The following is a 20,987-nucleotide window of genomic DNA, read 5'->3' as shown; positions in this document are numbered from 1 at the left end:
AGACGCGCGTCCGGCATGTCGCCGGGCCAAGTCGCCGCAACCTTGCAAAAACGGGCACCAGATATGACACGCGCGCACCTTCCCGGCATCCTTGCCATGGCCACCATCGTCGTGGCCTCGAACATCCTCGTCCAGTTCCTGTTCGGCAACTGGCTGACATGGGGGGCATTCACCTATCCCCTCGCCTTCCTTGTCACCGACATCATGAACCGGGTCTACGGCGCGGGTCCTGCACGCACGGTCGTCTTCGTGGGCTTCATCGTCGGTGTGTTCTGCTCGCTCGTGGGCACGCAGATCATGATCCAGGGCGACGGGTTCACCTATCCGGCCGTGACATTCCGCATCGCCATCGGCTCCGGCCTCGCCTTCCTGACCGCGCAACTGCTCGACGTCGGCATCTTCTCGGCCTTGCGCCGTGGGGCATGGTGGAAGGCACCGCTCGCGTCGACCGTCATCGGCAGTTCGGTGGACACCGCCATCTTCTTCACCATCGCCTTTTCCGCCAGCCTGATCTGGCTTGAACCCGGCAACGACGTATCCTGGGCGGGCGAAGTGCTGCCGCTTCTGGGCATCGGACCCGCCGTCCCGCTTTGGGTGTCGCTGGCCGTGGCCGACTGGATGGTGAAACTGACCCTCGCGCTTATTGCGTTGGCACCGTTCCGCTGGTTCACCGCCCGCGTGTCAGAGCCTGCGAAAATCCGTTGACTTTCGCGGGCACTGTGCCACCATCACAGCGAGTTCAACAAATCGGAAGGAGGTGATCCAGTGTCGAGAAAGGTATTGGAGAGAGGTGTCGGAACAGCTTGGGAGGTCGCCTGCTAGGGCAACCCCGCGCGGCGCAGACCGCCAAGTTGGTCGGTTGATCTAACCGGCACAACCTCCGAAACATTTCGAGAAGGGCCGCCCACCGGGTGGCCCTTTTTCGATCAAGAGAAGCATTGCATGTCACCACCGCTCAGCAGCCTCGTGCTCTACACCTCGAAGGTCGAGGAGATGACCCAATTCTATGCCGACCATTTCGGCTATACTGCGCATATCGAGGACGGCGACCGGATCGTCGAACTGCGCCCACCGGGGCCCGGCATCACCCTGTTGCTGCACCCGATGGGCAAGGGCCGAAAACAGGGCCAGGTCCTGGTCAAACTGGTCTTCGCCGTTGAAGACGTAGAAACGTTTTGCGATACCGCGCGCACCAACGGGCTGGACTTCGGATCGCTGCACAAGGCCGACGGCTACGTCTTTGCCAACGCCAAGGACCCGGCCAGCAATTCAATCAGCGTGTCCGGCAGGCTCGCATAAACCCCTACAAACAAGACCATGCTGCGCATCAATGACGACATAACAATCGAAGACTGGGAACTGAGCGAACAATTTGTCCGCGCCTCCGGTCCCGGCGGGCAGAATGTGAACAAGGTGGCCACAGCCGTCGAGTTGCGGTTCGAAGCGGCGCGATCCCCTGCGCTGCCCCCACCCGTCAAAACCCGGCTCAAACGGCTCGCCGGACGGCGCTGGACGACCGAAGGTGCGCTGATCATCCAATGCGACGAAACCCGCAGCCAGGCCCGCAACCGCGAGATTGCGCGCCAGCGTCTGGCCGACCTGATCCGCAAGGCGCTGGTCAAACCCAAACGCCGCATCGCGACCAAGCCCACGCTTGGATCAAAAAAGCGCCGTCTGAAGGCCAAGAAAGAGCGCGGCGCGGTCAAGGCGCTGCGCGGGCGCATCGCCTCTGACGACTAGGCTCAGCTGAACGACAACAGATCAACCGCGGCGCGCTGCGATGTCGCGCCGTCATAGTCGGGCGTCAGCGGCACAAACCCGAACGGCACGCCTTGCCCGCGTGTCACATCCTGTGGCGCGCTGCCACAGGCGGTCAGAAAAGTCGTACCAGCCAGAATAATTACCAAAACAAGTCGTGTCATATGTCTGCTCGTTTCTTTCGAAAGCCCCTGATTGTTGACCGTATCGCAGGCAATCAAGGCGATATTAGGGCCGTTGTTCGCTCTCGTGATACAATTCACGGGGCCGCGTCTCGGTCCGTCGGGCCGCTTTCACCAAATCACACGAACATGGCCGCCGTGACCAAACCCGCCAGCACGCATCAAGCGAAACAGGGCATCGCGCGCTGTTCGGTCAGACCACAACCTCCATCCGCTCCTGCTCCCCCACGCCAAACACCCTCTTATAGCGCTCAATCTCCGACGCCGGCCCCATCGCCTTGTTCGGGTTGTCCGACAACTTCACCGTGGGCCGCCCGTTCGCCGACACCGCCTTGCACACCAGCGAAAACGGCGCCAGCCGGTCGTCTTCCGTCAGCCCCTTGAAGTCGTTGGTCAGCATCGTGCCCCAGCCGAACGACACCTTGACCCGGCTCGCAAACTGCTGGTGCAGCTCGACAATCTTGTCCGCATCCAACCCGTCCGAGAAAATCACCAGCTTCTCCCGCGGATCCTCGCCGCGGGCCTGCCACCACTTGATCGCCACCTCGGCCCCCGCCGCCGGATCACCGCTGTCGATGCGGATGCCCGTCCAGCCCGCCAGCCAATCCGGGGCGCGCTCCAGAAACCCTTCGGTGCCGTAGGTGTCGGGCAGGATGATGCGCAGATTGCCATCGTGCTCATCGTGCCAGTCGCTCAGCACGTCATAGGGGGCCTGCGCCAACGCCTCATCCGTCTGCGCCAGCGCCGAATACACCATCGGCAACTCATGGGCATTGGTGCCAATGGCCTCCAGATCGCGGTTCTTGGCGATCAGGCAATTGGACGTGCCTGCAAACTGCGCGCCCAAGCCCTCGCCCATGGCTTGAACACACCAGTCCTGCCACAGGAAGGAGTGCCGCCGCCGCGTGCCGAAATCGGCCACGCGCAGCCCGTCATGGCCCTTCAGCCGTTCGATCTTTTCCCACAGCTTGGTCATCGCGCGGGCGTAAAGCACCTGCAGCTCAAATCGGCCCATCTCGTTCAGAACGGCCCGGCCCCGCAGCTCCATCAGCACGGCAAGGGCCGGAATTTCCCACAGCATCACCTCGGGCCATGACCCTTCGAACGTCAACTCATACTGATCCTCGCGCCGCTCGAGGTGATAGGCGGGCAGGCGCAGCGCCTCGAACCAGTCCATGAACTCGGGCGTGAACATCTGCCGCTTGCCATAGAACGTGTTGCCGCGCATCCAGGTGCTCTCACCCCGGCGCAAACTCAACGACCGGATGTGATCCAACTGCTCGCGCAACTCCCCCTCGTCGATCAACTTGGCCAGCGGCACATGACGGGACCGGTTGATCAGGGAAAAGGTCACCTGCGTGTCCGGCTTGTTCCGAAACACAGACTGACACATGAGTAGCTTGTAAAAATCCGTGTCGATCATCGACCGCACGATCGGGTCAATCTTCCATTTGTGGTTCCAGACACGGGTGGCGATGTCGACCATGGGCGCGTTTCCTTGGCTTCGGTGGCCCGTTGTGCCCCAATCCGGCGCTTGGGGGCAAGTCAGGCCCCAAAGTCAAGCCAGTCTGACACCCGCCGCCGCCATGCCGGACGTTGCCGCCGCCAGCGATCCATCCAGATCAATGGCCCGGCACAGGTCCATGCGCACATCCACTTGGAACCCCAGCTTCGCCGCATCCACGGCCGAAAAGTTCACGCAGAAATCCGTCGCCAGCCCCACCATCGTCAGGTCGGTGATGCCCCGCGTGCGCAGATACCCCTCAAGCCCCGTCGGCGTTTTCTGATCATTCTCGAAAAACGCCGAATAGCTGTCGATGGCGGGGCGGTAGCCCTTGCGGACGATCATATCGGCGCGGTCCACGTTCAGATCGGCGTGAAACGCCGCGCCGCCCGTCCCCTGAACGCAATGATCCGGCCACAGCACCTGCGGACCATAGGACATGTCGATCATCTCGTAAGGCCCCTTGCCCTTGTGCGAAGATGCGAACGATGAATGCCCCACCGGGTGCCAGTCCTGTGTCAGCACCACGGCGTCAAAGTCATCCATCAGCCCATTGATACCCGCCACGATCCGATCCCCGTCCGGCACAGCCAGCGCACCACCGGGGCAAAAGTCGTTCTGGACGTCGATCACGATCAGGGCGCGGGTCATGGGCTGGTCTCCTGTGGTGCAGTGCCTTGTCGCACCCGCCCGCCCCCTTGCGCAAGGGCACACCCATCGCCTATCTCGCGGCCATGTACACCATCGCCGCCCTTTACCACTTCACGCGCTTCGACGATCCCTCCGCGATCAAGGGGCCGCTGGCCAAACTGTGCTGCAACGCAGGGGTCAAGGGCACGCTGCTGCTGGCGCCCGAGGGGATCAACGGCACCATCGCAGGCCCGCGCGCGGGCATCGACGCCGCCCTTGCCCATATCCGCGCCCTGCCCGGCTGCGCCGATCTGGAGTGGAAGGAAAGCACCAGCGACACGGCCCCCTTTGGCAAGCTCAAGGTCCGCTTGAAACGCGAGATCGTGACCATGGGCCAACCGGACGTCGATCCGGCGGCGCGCGTGGGCCACTATGTCGACCCTGCCGACTGGAACGACCTGATCGGGCGCGAGGATGTCGCCGTCATCGACACCCGCAACGATTACGAGGTTGCCATCGGCACCTTCGACGGCGCCATCGACCCTGCGACCCGCAGTTTTGGCGAGTTTCCCGCGTGGTGGGAGGAAAACAAGCACCGCTTCCACAACAAAAAGGTGGCGATGTTCTGCACCGGCGGCATCCGGTGCGAAAAATCCACCAACTACCTGCTTGGTCAGGGGGTCGAGGACGTGTTCCACCTCAAGGGCGGCATCCTGAAATACCTCGAAGAGGTGCCCGCGCAGGACAGCACATGGCAGGGCGAGTGCTTTGTCTTTGACGGGCGGGTCAGCGTCGGCCACGGGCTTGAGGTCGGACCGCACCAGCTCTGCCACGCCTGCCGCCGCCCGATCCTGCCCGCCGATCAAGCGCGCCCGGAATACGAGGCTGGCGTCAGCTGCCACCACTGCGCGGATGAGACCAGCGCCGAGGACAAGGCGCGCTTTCGCGAGCGGCAAAAGCAGATCGAATTGGCCCGCGCAAGGGGCGAGGATCACCTGAACGGCCCCATGGTCCCCGACAAGGGCTGACACGGGCGGACGACACGTCCGCCTTACGATTGGCCCCGGTCGCAGCGTTTAACCCTTCATCAACCTTTGGCACCGCACGCACCGTTAACCATGGGCGTCCGGGTCATTTGGTGCATCATCGGTGCACAGGTTGTGCACGCGATGTGTACGCCTTGTGCATCGCCCGTCCCCCTTGTTTGCAAGGCGTTAACGCGGGTCTGGCGGATCAGCCGTCGCCCGCACGTGCAGCCGTTGCGCGTACGCTCCCCTCAGGCCGGTTGCAGCGCCCGTTGCGGACGGGCCCGCATCAGCAGCCACACCATGATCGCGATGTTCAGCCCGTTCCACGCGACACCGTTCCAGAACGCCATTCTGTAGCTGCCGGTGACATCATAGATCCACCCCGACATCCACCCGCCCAGCGCCATGCCCATGATGGTCGCCATCATCACAAAGCCGACCCGCGCGCCCGCCTCTCGCGCGGGCATGTATTCCCGCACAATGATCGCATAGCTGGGCACGATGCCCCCTTGGCTCAGACCAAAGATCAGGCTCACGACATAGAGCGAAACGAGGGCGTCTGACGGCAGGTACAATAGCAAGGCAATGCACTGCAAAACCGATCCCAGCAGCAGCGTCCGCACGCCCCCCAACCGGTCCGCAAGTATCCCCGAGACAAGCCGCGACCCAACCCCGCCCAGCAGCATCAGCGCCAGCATCTCGGCCCCCACTGCAGGACCATAGCCCAAGTCAACGCAATAGCTGACGATGTGGACCTGCGGCATCGACATCGCCACGCAGCACCCTACCCCGGCAAGGCCCAAAAGCCATGCAAGGGCACGAGGCGAAAGGCCGACGGACACGGCGTTCGCGTTCGACGTCGCCTCCGCCAATTCATGTGCAGTCTCAGGCACTTGGCGGCGCAGGGCCAGCGCCAACGGGATCACGACAATCAGCGTGGTGATGGCCAGCACGGCATAGGCGGCACGCCAGCCCTGATCCTCAAGGATACCGGCCAGCAGCAGCGGCCAGATGGCGCCTGACAGGTAGTTGCCACTGGCCGCAATCGCGACCGCGATCCCGCGCCGATTCAGAAACCAGTGAGAGATGTCCGCAATCAACGGCCCGAACCCGACCGAGGTGCCAAGGCCAATAAGCAACTGCGCCACCGACAGGGCGAGGATGGACCCGCTTAGCATGGCAAGACCGTAGCCCGCGGCAATCGCCACGGCGCAGGCAACCAGAACCCGCGAAACACCCCAGATATCCACGGCCCGTCCCACCACGAAATTGCCGACGGCGAACCCGATCATGGTCAGTGTATAGGGCATGCTGGCCGCCGCACGGCTGACGCCGAATTCGGCCTCGACCGCGGGCATGATCACGATGATCGCCCACATGCCCACATTGGCCACCATCGCAATCAAAAGGGTCACGCCCAGGCGCAACCAGGAATATCCGCTGTCATGGGGTGAGACGCTCATGCCCCATCTGCGCACCGCCTCGACACGGGCACAAGCCATGGGCGCAAAATACCAACAATTCGAACCGTTAAGCGGGCTGTAACTGGCCCCGTGCTACGCATCTGTCTGGGTGATAAATTGAGGTATGGGATATGAGCGTGCAAGCCAATGCGCGGCCAATCATCATCAAGAGGAAAAAGGTGTCGGGCGGCGATGGCCACCACGGCGGCGCCTGGAAAGTGGCCTATGCGGACTTCGTGACCGCCATGATGGCCTTCTTCATGTTGATGTGGCTGTTGAATGCAACGACCGAGAAACAGCGCAAGGGAATTGCCGACTATTTCTCGCCGACGATCCCGATCAATCGCATTTCCGGTGGCGGCGATGGTGCCTTTGGCGGCGACAGCGTGTTTTCCGAAGTGACGTTGCCACAGAATGGCACGGGCGCCTCGTCGCAACGCCCCACGGAATCAAAACAGGCCCGCGGTGAAACCGGTGCTCAGGACAATGGTGATCTCACGGCCCGGCAGGATGAAGTGTTTGAATCGCTCGAAGCGCGCCTTTTGGGCAAAGGCGGCGAGTCGAAAGTCATGGACAATGACCTTCAACACATTGTCACCAGACTCACGGATGAAGGGTTGGTGATCGAGCTCTTCTCCCTCGAAAACACACCGTTGTTCGAGGAAGGCACTGATATTCCTACACAATTGCTGCGCGATCTATCACGGCTGATCACCGAAGCCGCACGCACAGTCGAAAACGACATTGCCGTCGAAGGACATGTAAGGGCTGAGCCCATAGTGGTGGCGGACCGCTCGACCTGGCGCATGTCGGTCGCGCGCGCGGACGCGATGCGCAAGCTGCTCAAGCAGACCGGTGTTGCAACAGGACGCGTCAAACGGGTCACGGGACATGCGGATCGCGAGGTGGCCGTCAAAAACCCGATGGCCATTCGCAACAACCGGATCGAAGTGATCTTTTTGCGGGACTGAGGCGGAATAGCTTGAATTTTATCTGTTAGCTGCACGTTAAGGCGACGCACCTATCTGTTGGCTGAATTAGTCGGTACAGCAGAAAGGCGTGTCCATGACAATCTCTTCCTCGCTCAATGCAGGTGTTGCAGGGCTGCAGGCAAACGCAACGCGGCTTGCGTCCATCTCGGACAACATCGCGAACTCCTCAACCTTTGGCTACAAGCGGGTGCAAACCGACTTTCAGTCGATGGTCATTTCATCGAACGGTGCGACCTATTCGGCGGGCGGCGTGCGCGCCTCGACCGAGCGTTTGATTGACCAGCGCGGGTCGCTGGTATCTACATCCAATGCAACTGATCTGGCGGTGCGTGGTCGCGGCATGTTGCCGGTAGCGCAGTTGACTGACGTCAATCTGGCCAATGGCAACAGCCAGATGTTCCTGACGACAACCGGATCCTTCCGCACGGACGCAAATGGATATCTGCGATCCGATTCCGGCCTCGTTCTGATGGGGTGGCCCGCACAACCGGACGGGTCGGTCCCAACGTTCCCGCGCGACACGTCCGATGGCCTGGAGCCCGTCCAAATCAACGTCAACCAGTTCTCGGGTGAGCCGACAACGCAACTGTCGCTGGGTGTCAACCTGCCGGCGACCGATACGGACGCAGGTTCCGCGGGTGACGTGCAATACCTGTCGGTCGAGTATTTCGATAACCTTGGCACGTCGGAAAACATCAACATCAGCTTCACCCCGACTGTTCCCGGCACGGGCACATCGAACGAATGGACGATGCAGTTGACCGATTCTGCGCTCGATGGTGCGGTCGTGGGTGAATACGTTCTGACCTTCGATGACAGCAGGTCGGCTGGCGGAACGCTTGCATCTGTCGCAACAACGAGCGGCGGCGCTTACGATCCTGCGACCGGCAATATCGTCATCAACGCGGAAGGCGGGCCACTTGAGATCAACATCGGCCAACTTGGCGCAAGCGACGGCCTGACACAGCTGTCGGACAGTTTCGCCCCGGTCTCTATTTCGAAAGATGGCTCACCCGTCGGCAACATGACCAATGTCGAAGTTGATGCAAACGGGTTTGTAACCGCATTTTTTGACACCGGGATCAACCGCACGATCTACCAAATACCTCTCGTGGACTTGCCAAACCCCAATGGTATGGTCGCGCTGGATCAGCAGACGTACCAGCCATCCCCCGAGAGCGGCAGCTTCTTCCTGTGGGATGCCAGTGACGGTCCGACCGGTGACATCGTGTCCTATGCACGAGAGGAATCGGCTGTCGACGTGGCCGGAGAGCTGACGGCCATGATCCAGACACAGCGCGCCTATTCGTCCAACGCCAAGGTCATCCAGACCGTGGACGAAATGCTGCAGGAAACGACAAACATCAAACGTTGATAACGGCGATCAGCGCCATTGAAAGCGGGAGTTCGCTAAATGTCATTGTCCAGCGCATTATACTCGGCCATGTCCGGGATCCGAGCCGCCAGTCGCGGCTCGGAGATCGTGTCAAGCAATATCGCGAACGCCAACACGCCCGGCTATGCACGACGCACTTTGTCGATTTCGTCAGAAAGCGGCGGAGGCGCCGTGGGTGTCCGGATCAACGGCGTCGTCCGACATATCGACCAACAGGTCATAAATGATCGACGTCTGGCTGAGGCAGAAGTTGGGTACAGGTCAGAAACGACGTCGGCGTTGACCAGAATTGAAGATCTGATTGGCACACCCAATAATGCTGGATCGCTGGCGGCACGTGTTTCGGATTTTGAAAAAAGCCTTATCACCGCGACGAGCAGACCAGATGCTACAGAACGCCTCACATCCGTGGCTTTTGCTGCGAAGGATCTGGCGAAATCAATCAATACCGTGGCGCAGGGCATTCAGGATGCGCGGACGCAAGCCGATCGCAGCATTGATGCGCAAGTAAGCAGGCTGAATGACGCGCTGAAAGGCGTCCAGACGCTGAACGCGCGTATTGTAGCAAGCGGACGGGTCGGAACCGAACTTTCGGCCCTGGAGGATCAGCGCCAACAATTGATCGACGAGATCAGCGCGATGGTTCCCGTGCGCGCAGTCCCCCGAGACCACGGGGCCGTTGCACTCTATTCGACCGGCGGTGCAATTCTGCTTGAGGGCGGCGCGGTTGAAGTCGGCTTTGAACCCACCAACGTGGTCACGCCGTATGCGTCAGAGGCCGATGGAACCCTGTCGGGTCTGACACTCAACGGCATCGCGGTGAACACGAGCTCCGCAAATGGTCGCCTGCACGGCGGCACGCTGGGCGCACAGTTTGAAATCCGGGACGAGATCGCACCCGATGCGCAAAGACAAATCGATGCACTTGCACGCGATCTGATTGGTCGATTTGAGGACAGCAACGTCGATCCAACCATTGCCGCAGGAGAGGCCGGGCTGTTTACAGATGCCGGTGCCCCCCTTGATCCGGCGGATGAGCTTGGTCTGGCCAACCGCATTTCCCTGAATACTTTGGTTGATCCGGACGATGGCGGACAAACCTGGCGGATTCGAGATGGATTGGGCGCATCGGCACCTGGTGATGTGGGCAATGGCGCGTTGCTTATCGCACTGACAGACGCGTTTGTCGCGCAGCGGCCGCAAGCATCTGGCGATTTTGGAGTGGCCGACCTCAACATTGATGGGATCGTCGCCAGTGTCTCATCACAGCTTGGATCGGACCGGTTGCGCGCAGACCAACAATTGTCGTTTGCATCTGCGCAAGCGGTGGAATTGGCGCAAATCGAGCGGGCCAATGGTGTTGATACAGACGCAGAGATTCAAACACTCATGATCCTTGAACAGGCTTATGCAGCAAATGCGCGCGTCATTTCGACCGTTGATGAAATGTTCGATGCCCTGATGAGGATTTGAAGATGAACACCTATGGCTTCGGCGATCTTGCACAGACATTCCTGCTCCAACGACGCAGCGCAACGCTAAAAACCGAGATGGCGCGCCTGAACGAAGAACTGGCAAGCGGCCAGGTCAGCGACGTCAAATCTGTCCTCGCGGGCAATGTCAGTTACCTGTCGGATATTGAGAGCGATATCCGCACGCTGTCCGCCTACAAGGTCGCAACCTCCGAAGCCAGGCAGTTTGCCGAAAGCGCGCAAACCGCGCTGGACCGCATGGATACCAGCGCGGGCACGCTCAGTACGGCGCTGCTCACGGTCTCCTCTAGCGCGGTTGGCCCGGTCCTTGATCAACTCTCGGTCGATGCGACGAATGAGTTTCGGACACTTGTTTCAACCCTGAACACCTCAAGTGCAGGCCGTTCGATTTTTGCCGGAGCAGCGACAAACACGTCCGCCTTGGGTGAGGCAGACGCTATACTGACAGATCTGCGCGCTGCGATCGCAGGGAACACAAACGTTTCTGACATAGCAGATGCTGTGACCCAGTGGTTTGACGACCCTGCCGGATTTCGGAGTGCCGCATATACCGGGGCGAACAGCGCAATTGCACCCTTTCAGGTTGGCGAAGACGAACAGGTATCTGTAGATCTCAGAGCGGACCAAGCGGTCTTTCGGGATCTTCTGAAAAGTACGGCGCTGGCCGCGCTGGCAGCCGATGCAAGCCTGGGGCTGTCCAGCCATGAACAACAGAACCTATTGGTGTTGGCAGGGAGCGAATTGATCCTGGCAAAGGATCAACTGACCGCAACTCAAAGCAATTTGGGGTCGGCACAGGCACGCATTGACTCAGTGTCCACGCGGAATGCTGCGCGTGAAACAACGCTTCAGTTCGCCAAAGGTGCACTCCTTCAAGCCGATCCATACGACACAGCAACTCAATTGGAGGCAGTCCAATTTCAACTTCAATCTCTCTATACCGTTACCGCGCGCATGTCGGATTTGTCATTAGTGAATTTCGTCAGATGATCCGGATTTTGGTTTGCGTTCTCGCCGCTGCGCTTGGGTCACTCGCAGAGGCAAATCCGGTCCGCATCAAGGACCTTGTGGACTTCGATGGCGTTCGCGGCAACGACCTTGTCGGATACGGGTTGGTCGTCGGGCTCGATGGGACCGGTGACGGATTGCGGAACGCGCCATTTACCGAAGACATCATGACCAACATTCTGGAACGGCTCGGCGTCAATGTAACCGGCGAGCAGTTTCGTCCGAAAAACGTCGCTGCCGTGATCGTCACTGCGACTTTGCCTCCCTTTGCCAGAAGTGGCAGCCAGATCGACATCACGGTTTCGGCCATTGGAGATGCCAAGAGCCTATTGGGCGGCACATTGGTTATGACGCCAATGAATGCGGCGGATGGTGAAATCTATGCCGTCGCGCAAGGTACAATTATTGCTGGTGGCGCCGTTGCCGAGGGCGATGGTGCCCGCGTGACGCAAGGCGTCCCCACATCCGGTGTGATTCCGTCCGGCGCACGGATCGAGCGAGAGATCGACTTTGAGCTCAGCAGCCTGACAAACATGCGCCTGGCTTTGCGAGATCCGGACTTTACCACGGCTGCCCGCATCGAAGAGGCAATCAACGGAGTGTTTGGTAGATCCGTCGCGACGATGTTGGATTCTGGGACAGTGTCTCTGAACATCGCTCAAACACGCGCACGTTCGGCTGCGCACGCCCTTGGCCGCATAGAGAACATTGCGGTACAACCAGAGCGCAAAGCGCGTGTGGTCGTCGATCAACGATCCGGGACAATAGTAATGGGTGATGACGTACGCATCTCTCGCGTCGCGGTGTCACAGGGCAACTTGACACTTCGCATTCAAGAGCAGCCCTTGGTTGTTCAACCGAACCCGTTTGCCGACGGCCAATCCGTAGTCGTGCCGCGCACGACTGTAGACCTGCAGGAGGACGACGGTCCTGGACTGGCCGAAGTCCCGGAGGGCGCGTCACTTTCTGAGGTGATTGCTGGCCTTAACGCGCTTGGTGTCGCCCCGAGAGACATGATAGACATCCTAAAAAGCATCAAGGCTGCAGGCGCATTGCATGCGGAGTTTGTTGTTCGGTAACTGGGGTTAACGTGATTATAGATCCGTGCCGAGCGTCACTGGCTGAGCGCGTCTTTGAATTCAATTCAGTTGTTTGCGGTTACTTATGACCAACGCTGGCCCAATGGTTACTTTTGTCATTCCCAGAAGCAACACAATCGAGAACTTCAGAAAACGCTTTCAAAAGTAGCTGCGGACCAAGCTGCCTGCGATCAGACTCCAACCGTCTGCGATAACAAAGAATGCTAGCTTGAAAGGCAGGGAAACAATGGCGGGCGGCACCATCATCATACCCATACTCATCAAAATTGCCGCAGCCACAAGATCAATAATAAGGAACGGCAAAAAGATCAGGAAGCCGACCTGAAATGCGCGCGAAATCTCCGACAACAGGAAACTGGGAACCAGAACCGACAAAGGCGCATCAGTGTCAAGCGTTACCCCCCGCGTATCGGGACGAAGATCGGCCATCGCAGCAAAAGTCTCGGCATCAAGCCTTCCTGCCATGAAAACGCGGAACGGCTCCAAGGTTCGGGTGAATGCAACGTCAGGCTCTATCTGTTCGTCTATCAACGGACGCAAACCATTTGTCCAAGCTTCGACAAAGACAGGTTCCATTATGAAGTAAGTCAGGAAAAGCGCGAGACTGATAATAAGCATGTTCGGGGGGGATTGCTGCAAGCCGATCGCCTGCCGCAAAATCGACAAGACGGTAACCAGAAAGGGAAAGCAAGTCACCATGATGGCAAGACCAGGCGCGAGGCTGAGCACTGTGATCAAGGCAATAAGCTGCAAAGTGCGGGCGCTTAGCGAAGCGTCGTCCCCAAGCGATATCGCAACATCCTGAGCGGAAGCCCCCGCCGGCAAAAACAGCAGAATGCAAAGAAGAATTGCGGATCTCATGACAAGCTCAGAGACCCGCACCCAGATCGAATATCTCGGTCAAGCGCACGACCAATTGCCCCTCGTCGTCACCTTCGGCCTCTTCCAACGTGCCGCGCGCGATAAGTTTGTCGCCAACAAACAAGTCAACCGGGTCATCAACGCGCTTATCGAGCGTCAACACAGCGTTCGACCCCAGCATGACCAGGTCGCGGACAAGTGGCCTGGCGCGTCCGACTGAAACCGTGATTTCAATTGGAACTGCCGTAAATGGGTTATGCGCGTCAGATGCCAGCGCTTTCGTCGAGGGTACTTCAGCCATCATTTACCTCAAAGGTTTGGGCTTCAAAAAAAGAGGTAACAGCAGCTGAAATCTCCGCGACTGTGCGGTCGAGATCGAGTTCTGCCTCTGTCTGTTCGGTGCGCAAAACCACTTGTGATGGTGCGAGAAGATTGTCACTGACCAACAGGAAAGGCTCTGGAATGTCATCGTTAAGAACGCTGCGTACAGCCGCCTCGTTCTCTGGTGCCACTGCAATCTCAACCCGTTTGTCCAGGCTGGCACGCACCATATCCTGAGCCTTTTCACGCACGTGCGCCCCGAGGCTGGAATGCGCGACCCGGGGCAGGATGATGTCCGTGACGCTTTTGATGATCGTTTCCACGGTCGCGGTCATCCCTGCTCTCAGTTCATGGTATTCAAATGATGCATCTTGCAGGCTTGACGCCAGTCCGCTCGACACAAAGCTCTGTGTTTCCGATTGGGCGGCCACAGCATCTTCCCAACCCGCCTGATAGCCATTTTCAAAGGCCTCAAGCTTTTGGTCTTCAACCACTTCAATCGGCAGGGAGGCAGCGTCGGCGAGCTTCGGTTTCTCCTCGCCAAAATCTTCGAAAAGGTGCGCAGCTGACATCAGGCGCGCTCCTCTTCAAGCCAACTCCTCAAAATCTCCACAGTTTCTTCCTGCCGTTCACCAATCATTGAACGAAGACGATCAACCGGATCTTCGGAGAATGGGACAGGCAATGCGCCATCTGGACCGGACGTGAGAGCCGGAAGATCCGGCAGCATTTCAGGGGCCGCCGCTATGTCGATCTGAGGCAGATCCCCCGGTTCCGTCACAATCTGTGGAGTGTTGTCAAAGTTACCACCAGACATGCTTGGCGGCAGAGCAGGAAGCTCCTCCGTTGCTGTGGCAGAGCGTGTCAGCACAGGCTTAACCACAAACAGGCCCAAAATAAGTGCCACGACCGCAAGAATAGCCATCTGGATCGCCGACATTACATCCAGATGAATTCCATCGAAAACGGAGGCTTCGGCGATCGTGCCTTGGGGCAAGATAGGCTGCAATTCCATTGCCTTTATCGTGATCACGTCGCCCCGGTTTTCATCATATCCAACGGCAGAGGCCACCAATTCACGCAGCGCTTCAAGCTCTTCCGGCGACCGTGCAGTTGTTGCGACATCGGCCCCTTCTGCTGCGATCGCGTCATTGACCAGAACAGCCACTGTGACCCGACGGATTGCCCCGGCCGACTTCACAATGGCGCGCTCAGTTTCAGAAACTTCGTAATTGATGCGCTCGCGTGTTTCCGAGTTTTGGGAAGAAGAATTGTCACCGCCAGCGCCTTCACCGTCGGGGAGATTGGATGCAACGGTGACATCCCCATTGCCCGCCTCGTTCGACGTGCTGGTCCGTTCCTCGGTATCCGTGCTGATCACAACACGTTCCTGAGGGTCGAAACGGCGCTCGCGGATCTCTTCGGTTTCTGTCACCGTGTCCACGCTGACTTCAACAACCGCATTGCCCGGCCCAACGCGCGCTTCGAGCAGCCGTTCGACACGCTCTCTCAGCATCTGGGACTTGTCATCTGAACCAGTGGATGGCGCTGCATCATCGCCCATTCCAAGAACTGCGCCATTCGAGTCAATCACTGCGACATCATCAGCAGACAGGCCGGCAACGGCAGACGCAACAAGAAAACGGACGGCTTTGGCCTGCTGAGCGGTCAGCTCGCCTCCATTCGCTGTCAGTGACACGGATGCCGTTGGCGTGACGCTCCGTTGAAACGGGTTCGATCCCGTCGATGCAATATGAACACGTGCCATGGCCACATGAGGGCTGGATACGATTGTCCGCGCCAATTCCCCTTCTTTGGCGCGCCAATATGCAGCGTCAAACATTTGCGATGTGGTGCCGAAACCCGAAAGGCTGTCTAAAAGTTCGTATCCTTGGCTGCTGTTTGCAGGAAGTCCTTCGCTTGCGAGGGTCAATCGTAGTTGGTCGCGCTCTTGCGAATCTACAAAGATTGAACCACCGCGCACCTCAAACGGGACGCCGCGCTGCTCAAGCGCCCGTACCACATCTCCGGCAGCGCCATTTTCCAGCCCCGCGTAGAGCAGCGTCAGTGTTGGTGACGTCACAATGCGCGACATCGCAAGAATCGCCAAGAACATCGCCAAGGTCGCCACGACCACGGTTATCTGGCGTTTGATATCCAGTCCCATCCAGACATTCAGTAATTGCTGCACAATTGCCTCCGTCATACCGGGCGTTCTGCCCGGCGTTGTGCCAGCAATGACTGAACAGCCTTAACAATCGGTTAGTTGATCTATGAGAAATCTGCATCCGACATATTCTGAGCAGGAACCAGATGACGAACGCAGCTGTAGAAACACCGGAAGAGGCGCAGAAGTCCTCAAAGTTACCTTTGATACTTGGGGTTGTGGCCCTGTTGCTTGGTGCGGGGGGCGGCTTCTTTGCGACGTTTTCCGGTATGGTCCTTGCGCCCGAATCGGCGGAAGGCCCGACGGAAAGGGGCGCAGACTCACCCGAGCTTCCTGACGTATCTTTTGTTGCCCTGGAACCGATGGTCGTTTCTTTGGCGCCCAGTTCCCAAGGACAACACTTGCGATTTCGAGCCCAGTTAGAAGTGCCATCCCAATATGTAACCGACGTGGAAGCAATTCTGCCGAGGGTCGTCGATGTTCTGAATGGTTACCTGCGCGCATTGGAAACCAAGGACATCGAAAGCCCTGCTGCGCTTACGCGGTTGCGCGCGCAAATGCTGCGCCGGGTCGAGATTGTGACCGGAGCAGGTCGGGTAAACGACCTTCTCATCATGGAATTCGTTTTGAGCTGATGGTGGAAAAATGGACTTGATTGCTGACATCTTCTTAGCAGCCGGTGCGCTTGGCGCGGGCTTTTACTGTTTTGTTCTCGGTCGGAGGCTGAACCGTTTCAACAACCTCGAAAAGGGCGTTGGTGGCGCTGTCGCCGTTTTGTCTGCGCAGGTCGATGACCTGACCAAAACACTGGAGGCTGCTCAGAAAACCGCAGCAGACTCAGCAGAAACGCTGAACGATACAACGCAGCGCGCAACAGAAATGGCGCGGCGCCTTGAGCTGCAAATGGCTTCTTTGCACGACGTTCCAAGCACCCCGTCTCCAGACCCAGCGCCGCCTGTTCCGCAAGAGACGAGCGCGCCGGTCTTCGCGCGTCGAAGTGCTGGAGGCAGGCAATGAAGAGACGTCGCTCGGGTGGAGTTGCCAACCGCGGATCAATTGCTTTTCTTGTCGCATTGCTCATTGCATCTGCAGCAGTGCGCATAGGGACAAGCGCGAATTCCGCATTGGCGGAAGTGGACCTCGCAAACGGCTTTGCGCTGCCCCTGAGCGTACAGCCTCCACAGGCCAAACCAAAAGAGCTTGAAAGCGGTGACATTAAGCCGCTGCTTGATGCAATTCGTGCACGGGAAGAACAGGTCACCAAACGGGAAAGTGCGCTCGCAGCGCGAAGTAAAGCACTGGACGTCGCCCAGACGGAAGTCGAACGACGGCTGGCGGCGCTGCAAACAGCTGAAGAACGCCTTCGAGGTACATTGGCGATCGCGCAAACAGCGGCCGAAGACGACTTGTCGCGCCTGACGACAGTTTACGAAAACATGAAGCCCAAGGATGCCTCTGCGTTGTTTGAAGCCATGGAGCCGGGCTTTGCCGCCGGTTTTCTGGGGCGCATGGATCCAACCGTTGCCGCAAAGATCCTGGCGGGCCTCGATCCGCAAGTGGCTTATTCGATTAGCGCGATTGTCGCGGGGAGGAATGCCAAAGCCCCTAAAAACTGAGCAGTTGTGAGGCTTTGTTAACCGGTGTCTGCAATCGTGGTGACAGATCGAAATGAGGGAATCGTCACGTGATTGGAATCATTGGCATTGTGACCATTTTCGTAATGGTATTCGGCGGATACCTGGCCGCTGGCGGCAAAATGGGGATCATCCTAAAGTCTCTTCCATTTGAGATGACGATGATCATTGGCGCAGCTGTCGGCGCCTTCTTGATCAGCAACTCGATGGCGGAGATCAAGCACACGATAAAAGATCTAGGTAAGGTCTTCAAAGGACCTAGATGGGCACATGAAGATTATCGAGACCTGCTGTGCTTGCTGTTTGAACTCATCCGGCTGGCACGGCAAAACCCGGTCGCAATCGAGGAACATATCGAAGATCCGGAAAATTCCTCAATATTTTCGCGTTACCCCAAGATCGTTGCGGATCAAGAGGCGACAGCCCTGATCTGCGACACAATGCGTTCCGCATCGATGAACTATGATGACCCGCATCAGGTTGAGGAAGTTCTCGAAAAGCGCATGGAAACAAACATGCATCACGCGTTGCATTCGAGCCATGCGTTGCAAACCGTCGCGGACGGCTTGCCGGCCCTTGGTATCGTCGCCGCGGTCTTGGGCGTCATCAAGACCATGGCATCTATTGATCAACCGCCAGAAATCCTGGGTAAACTGATCGGCGGCGCGCTTGTCGGTACCTTCTTAGGTGTCTTTCTTGCTTACGGTCTGGTTGGTCCTTTTGCGGCCAAAGTAAAAGCCGTCGTGGAGGAAGACGGCCATTTCTACCAACTCATCCGAGAAGTACTCGTGGCAAATCTGCATAATCATGCAACCAACATCTGCATCGAGGTTGGCCGCCAGAACACGCCATCCCATTGTCGCCCCTCCTTCTCAGACTTGGAAGAGGCACTGAAATCAGTAAAGCAAAACGCAGCATGACGCGCGCTCTAGGACTTTTCTTAATTTGCTTGGTATCATGTGCGGCTGCGGCAGCTGAGGAAATTTCCGTGCGGTCCGGCGCGCATGAGGGTTTCTCCCGCCTTGTTCTTGATGTGACGCCAGGCACACAATGGTCGCTCAACCAAGACACGCGCAGTGCACGTATCACTCTTACGGGCCATAGAGATGGATTCGATACATCGCGTGTTTTCGAGCGGATTGACCGAAGTTTTGTAGACAACGTTACGACATCAGCAGACACTTTATCTATTTCCTTCAATTGCAATTGCAAAGCCGACGTATTTCTATCAGGAGATCGTATGGTCGTGATTGACGTTATGAAAAGCGCCGCCAGTTCAAATTCGCTTTCCTTTTCAGTTGAAAGGCCACCGGTCAGCAACATCGGATCTATGCAATTGCCGCTCACTACATCCTCTGAATTGATCAATTTGCGGGATGCATTCTCTGAAACGGATTCTGAAGAAAATCGAGAAAAACCCTCATTGGCACTAGGCCCTATTTTGCCGCGAGTTGTTCCAGATTTTAACCCGCAGCAAAATGAACTGGTCGCTCTACACCACGCACAGGAAGAGCTGGCCGAAAGGATCGGCCAAGCAGCAACAGCGGGTTTGCTCAGCGCTCATCGAGGTGGTTCCCCGGTTCTTGAACGACAAGCGCGCCCACAAATCGACGTGCGGGTATTCGATTCTTCATTGCCGGAAAATAATACGCCCGAACGGCAAGGCCCAGTGAGCGGCAACTTGAGGGTAACCTCTAGCAGTGATCTTCCGCGCAGCGGCGCGCCTCAGCTTCAAGCATCAACCACATTGGGCGTAAGATGTATCGATCCGTCTGTCGTGCAGGTTCAGGAGTGGGGAGGTAGCGCACTCTTTGCGCCGCGCATCTCTACTCTTCGCCGTAACCTGTATTCAGAGTTTGACCGATTGAATACTGACGTTGCAGTAGAGCTGGTACAACTTTATCTGCACTTTGGTTTTGGAGCAGAGGCCACTCAAATTCTACGCATGGATGCCGGCTTACAAACGTCGAACCCCGCATTGATCGACATTGCGAACATCATGGAATTTGGAGGCGCGGGCGACAATGGCTACCTAAGCAGATTTTTGGACTGTGACTCGGATGTTGCGCTATGGGCGATTTTATCGAAAGAAACGCTGCACTCATATGAAACAGTCAACAGTAAAGCAGCCATTCGAACTTTGAGCAGCCTGCCCCTTCATTTGCGCCAGCATATAGCACCAGCGCTCAGTAAAAAACTGCTTGCGTATGGTGACGAAGATGGCGCAGCTGCTGCGCTGCGAGGATTGGAACGAACTGCTGAACCTCTATCGTCTGCGGCCGAGCTGGCAAAGGCAGATATCGAATTGGTACAAGGAAACACTGTTTCGGCTCAGGCAAGGCTTGAAAGGGTGGTGGGATCGAATGATCAACAGTCTGCTGAAGCTCTCGTGCGGTATGTGGATACGCAGTTTAACACTAGTGTAGAGATCGACGAAAGTATTGCCGCATTGGTCGAAGCATACGCAATTGAATTCCGAGATGATCCTCTTGGGGAGAAATTACGGCGCGCACATGTCTTAGCCTTGGCGACTTCCGGACAGTTCGATGCAGCCTTTTCAGCACTTGAACGGATCAGCTCCAGCAGGATTGAGAATGCATCGGCCGAGTTACGCTCGTCGGTTTTGGAAGTGCTATCGCGCGATGCGCCGGAGGGGGTATTCGTTCGACAAGCCTTTGAAAACATTGCAGACGGTTCGGTGGAAATCTCGCAACAAGCCGCTCTTCTGCTTGTCGAGCGATTGGTTGAACTTGGTTTTTTTGCAGAAGCTGAACAGCTGTTGTTTGCTCAAAGTGACATTCCCCAAACACCTAAGAACAGGCAGTTGCGGGCGGAGGTCTCGCTTGGTTTATCTAGACCACTTGAAGCTCTGTCGCTTCTGCGCGGATTGGAGGGCCAGCAAGCTGCCCGATTGCGTGCACGTGCGAACACACTGAACGGCGATCACGACAGCGCTTATGAAATCTTGAGAGACATCGGTGCTGACGCGGACAGCTTGCAAGCGGCCTGGCTTTCAGACGATTGGCAAGTTCTGCTCGAACCTGATGCGCCAGTTTTGGGTCCGGTAATGGAAATTGCTTCGTCGCAGTTGGATACATCAACCGACATCGATGGAATGCTAGGTCGAATACAGAGCGCATTGCAAGACAGCGCCGACGCCCGAGCAGTCATCGAACAGCTGATCGCTACAAATACGAACAGCGACTAGCTTTTGAAACAACCGATGCTCCAAGCAAACTTAGTTACCAAATATAAACCTGCCTGCGTCTAGCCTGCAACGATCACAGAAGTGATAAGGACGGCCCGCTATGAGATCAAAGTCGCTCTACTCAAAGGTATGGCGGTGGATGCAGTGCGTTTCAATCGTACCAAATCTGTCACCGGCACACCAGCACTTGGCAATTGATTGCGTTCGGCGCTGTCTCCCCGCAAATGTGTGGGCCCTCGACC

General features: G+C 57.7%; 22 protein-coding genes. 14 read left to right on the top strand and 8 right to left on the bottom strand.

Annotated elements, in window-relative coordinates; all coding sequences use genetic code 11:
* Window positions 1–63 precede the first annotated feature (63 nt).
* The 3 genes from BWR18_RS17730 to arfB all read left to right on the top strand — a co-directional run bounded on the left by BWR18_RS17730 (window position 64) and on the right by arfB (window position 1,740).
* Window positions 64–705, top strand: coding sequence for a queuosine precursor transporter (locus BWR18_RS17730; protein WP_076629744.1), 642 nt, complete (start codon window positions 64–66; stop codon window positions 703–705).
* Window positions 706–942: 237 nt separating this feature from the next.
* Complete coding sequence (locus BWR18_RS17725; RefSeq protein ID WP_076629743.1) at window positions 943–1,299, top strand: VOC family protein; 357 nt, start codon at window positions 943–945, stop codon at window positions 1,297–1,299.
* An 18-nt stretch (window positions 1,300–1,317) separates the two neighbouring features.
* Window positions 1,318–1,740 (top strand): alternative ribosome rescue aminoacyl-tRNA hydrolase ArfB, encoded by a 423-nt coding sequence (gene arfB / locus BWR18_RS17720; protein WP_076629742.1) that lies wholly within the window; start codon window positions 1,318–1,320, stop codon window positions 1,738–1,740.
* A 2-nt stretch (window positions 1,741–1,742) separates the two neighbouring features.
* Here the strand turns inward: arfB and BWR18_RS17715 are convergent, their stop codons facing one another.
* The 3 genes from BWR18_RS17715 to pncA form a co-directional block, all read right to left on the bottom strand.
* Window positions 1,743–1,922, bottom strand: a complete 180-nt coding sequence (locus tag BWR18_RS17715) for a hypothetical protein (protein ID WP_157598825.1) — start codon at window positions 1,920–1,922, stop codon at window positions 1,743–1,745.
* Window positions 1,923–2,133: 211 nt separating this feature from the next.
* The gene (pncB, locus tag BWR18_RS17710; RefSeq protein ID WP_076629740.1) at window positions 2,134–3,426 is read right to left on the bottom strand and encodes a nicotinate phosphoribosyltransferase; all 1,293 of its coding nucleotides are present in this window, start codon (window positions 3,424–3,426) and stop codon (window positions 2,134–2,136) included.
* 72 nt (window positions 3,427–3,498) lie between these two features.
* Window positions 3,499–4,095 (bottom strand): bifunctional nicotinamidase/pyrazinamidase, encoded by a 597-nt coding sequence (pncA, locus tag BWR18_RS17705; RefSeq protein ID WP_083957754.1) that lies wholly within the window; start codon window positions 4,093–4,095, stop codon window positions 3,499–3,501.
* A gap of 83 nt (window positions 4,096–4,178) precedes the next feature.
* Here pncA and trhO point away from each other — a divergent pair, with 83 nt between their 5' ends.
* Complete coding sequence (trhO, locus tag BWR18_RS17700; protein ID WP_076629738.1) at window positions 4,179–5,102, top strand: oxygen-dependent tRNA uridine(34) hydroxylase TrhO; 924 nt, start codon at window positions 4,179–4,181, stop codon at window positions 5,100–5,102.
* 248 nt (window positions 5,103–5,350) lie between these two features.
* Here the strand turns inward: trhO and BWR18_RS17695 are convergent, their stop codons facing one another.
* Window positions 5,351–6,565, bottom strand: a complete 1,215-nt coding sequence (locus tag BWR18_RS17695) for an MFS transporter (RefSeq protein WP_076629737.1) — start codon at window positions 6,563–6,565, stop codon at window positions 5,351–5,353.
* A 131-nt stretch (window positions 6,566–6,696) separates the two neighbouring features.
* On the opposite strand from BWR18_RS17695, the gene BWR18_RS17690 reads away from it, so the two are divergent.
* The 5 genes from BWR18_RS17690 (at window position 6,697) to BWR18_RS17670 (ending at window position 12,533) form a co-directional block, all read left to right on the top strand.
* Window positions 6,697–7,536, top strand: coding sequence for a flagellar motor protein MotB (locus BWR18_RS17690; protein ID WP_076629736.1), 840 nt, complete (start codon window positions 6,697–6,699; stop codon window positions 7,534–7,536).
* 94 nt (window positions 7,537–7,630) lie between these two features.
* On the top strand, window positions 7,631–8,932 hold the full coding sequence (locus BWR18_RS17685; RefSeq protein WP_076629735.1) for a flagellar hook protein FlgE: 1,302 nt from the start codon (window positions 7,631–7,633) through the stop codon (window positions 8,930–8,932).
* A 39-nt stretch (window positions 8,933–8,971) separates the two neighbouring features.
* Window positions 8,972–10,426 carry a flagellar hook-associated protein FlgK gene (flgK, locus tag BWR18_RS17680; RefSeq protein WP_076629734.1) on the top strand — a complete coding sequence of 485 codons (1,455 nt, stop codon included), beginning with the start codon at window positions 8,972–8,974 and terminating at the stop codon, window positions 10,424–10,426.
* 2 nt (window positions 10,427–10,428) lie between these two features.
* Complete coding sequence (locus tag BWR18_RS17675; protein ID WP_076629733.1) at window positions 10,429–11,436, top strand: flagellin; 1,008 nt, start codon at window positions 10,429–10,431, stop codon at window positions 11,434–11,436.
* Window positions 11,433–12,533, top strand: a complete 1,101-nt coding sequence (locus BWR18_RS17670; protein ID WP_076629732.1) for a flagellar basal body P-ring protein FlgI — start codon at window positions 11,433–11,435, stop codon at window positions 12,531–12,533. The genes BWR18_RS17675 and BWR18_RS17670 overlap by 4 nt, the downstream gene beginning before the upstream one ends.
* A 159-nt stretch (window positions 12,534–12,692) precedes the next feature.
* Here the strand turns inward: BWR18_RS17670 and fliP are convergent, their stop codons facing one another.
* The 4 genes from fliP to fliF are packed head-to-tail and all read right to left on the bottom strand — an operon-like array spanning window position 12,693 to window position 15,942.
* The gene (fliP, locus tag BWR18_RS17665) at window positions 12,693–13,415 is read right to left on the bottom strand and encodes a flagellar type III secretion system pore protein FliP (RefSeq protein ID WP_076630404.1); all 723 of its coding nucleotides are present in this window, start codon (window positions 13,413–13,415) and stop codon (window positions 12,693–12,695) included.
* A gap of 7 nt (window positions 13,416–13,422) precedes the next feature.
* A complete protein-coding gene (locus BWR18_RS17660) occupies window positions 13,423–13,716 on the bottom strand; it encodes a FliM/FliN family flagellar motor switch protein (RefSeq protein ID WP_076630405.1) in 294 nt (97 codons plus the stop codon).
* Window positions 13,709–14,308, bottom strand: coding sequence for a hypothetical protein (locus tag BWR18_RS17655; RefSeq protein ID WP_076629731.1), 600 nt, complete (start codon window positions 14,306–14,308; stop codon window positions 13,709–13,711). The genes BWR18_RS17660 and BWR18_RS17655 overlap by 8 nt, the downstream gene beginning before the upstream one ends.
* Complete coding sequence (gene fliF / locus BWR18_RS17650; RefSeq protein WP_254684893.1) at window positions 14,308–15,942, bottom strand: flagellar basal-body MS-ring/collar protein FliF; 1,635 nt, start codon at window positions 15,940–15,942, stop codon at window positions 14,308–14,310. Before fliF ends, BWR18_RS17655 begins: the two co-directional genes overlap by 1 nt.
* A 107-nt stretch (window positions 15,943–16,049) precedes the next feature.
* Here fliF and BWR18_RS17645 point away from each other — a divergent pair, with 107 nt between their 5' ends.
* The 5 genes from BWR18_RS17645 to BWR18_RS21785 all read left to right on the top strand — a co-directional run bounded on the left by BWR18_RS17645 (window position 16,050) and on the right by BWR18_RS21785 (window position 20,745).
* A complete protein-coding gene (locus tag BWR18_RS17645) occupies window positions 16,050–16,538 on the top strand; it encodes a flagellar basal body-associated FliL family protein (protein ID WP_076629730.1) in 489 nt (162 codons plus the stop codon).
* 10 nt (window positions 16,539–16,548) lie between these two features.
* Window positions 16,549–16,920 carry a hypothetical protein gene (locus BWR18_RS17640; protein WP_076629729.1) on the top strand — a complete coding sequence of 124 codons (372 nt, stop codon included), beginning with the start codon at window positions 16,549–16,551 and terminating at the stop codon, window positions 16,918–16,920.
* Window positions 16,917–17,519, top strand: coding sequence for a MotE family protein (locus BWR18_RS17635; protein WP_076629728.1), 603 nt, complete (start codon window positions 16,917–16,919; stop codon window positions 17,517–17,519). Before BWR18_RS17640 ends, BWR18_RS17635 begins: the two co-directional genes overlap by 4 nt.
* Window positions 17,520–17,587: 68 nt before the next feature.
* A complete protein-coding gene (motA, locus tag BWR18_RS17630) occupies window positions 17,588–18,457 on the top strand; it encodes a flagellar motor stator protein MotA (RefSeq protein ID WP_076629727.1) in 870 nt (289 codons plus the stop codon).
* Between the two features lie 320 nt (window positions 18,458–18,777).
* The gene (locus tag BWR18_RS21785; RefSeq protein WP_157598824.1) at window positions 18,778–20,745 is read left to right on the top strand and encodes a hypothetical protein; all 1,968 of its coding nucleotides are present in this window, start codon (window positions 18,778–18,780) and stop codon (window positions 20,743–20,745) included.
* Window positions 20,746–20,987 lie beyond the last annotated feature (242 nt).

Origin of the sequence: Tateyamaria omphalii (genome assembly GCF_001969365.1) — a bacterium.
Taxonomy (GTDB): Bacteria; Pseudomonadota; Alphaproteobacteria; order Rhodobacterales; family Rhodobacteraceae; genus Tateyamaria; species Tateyamaria omphalii_A.
Note: the sequence above shows the minus strand (reverse complement) of the source record. Positions and strands in the feature narration are given on the sequence as shown.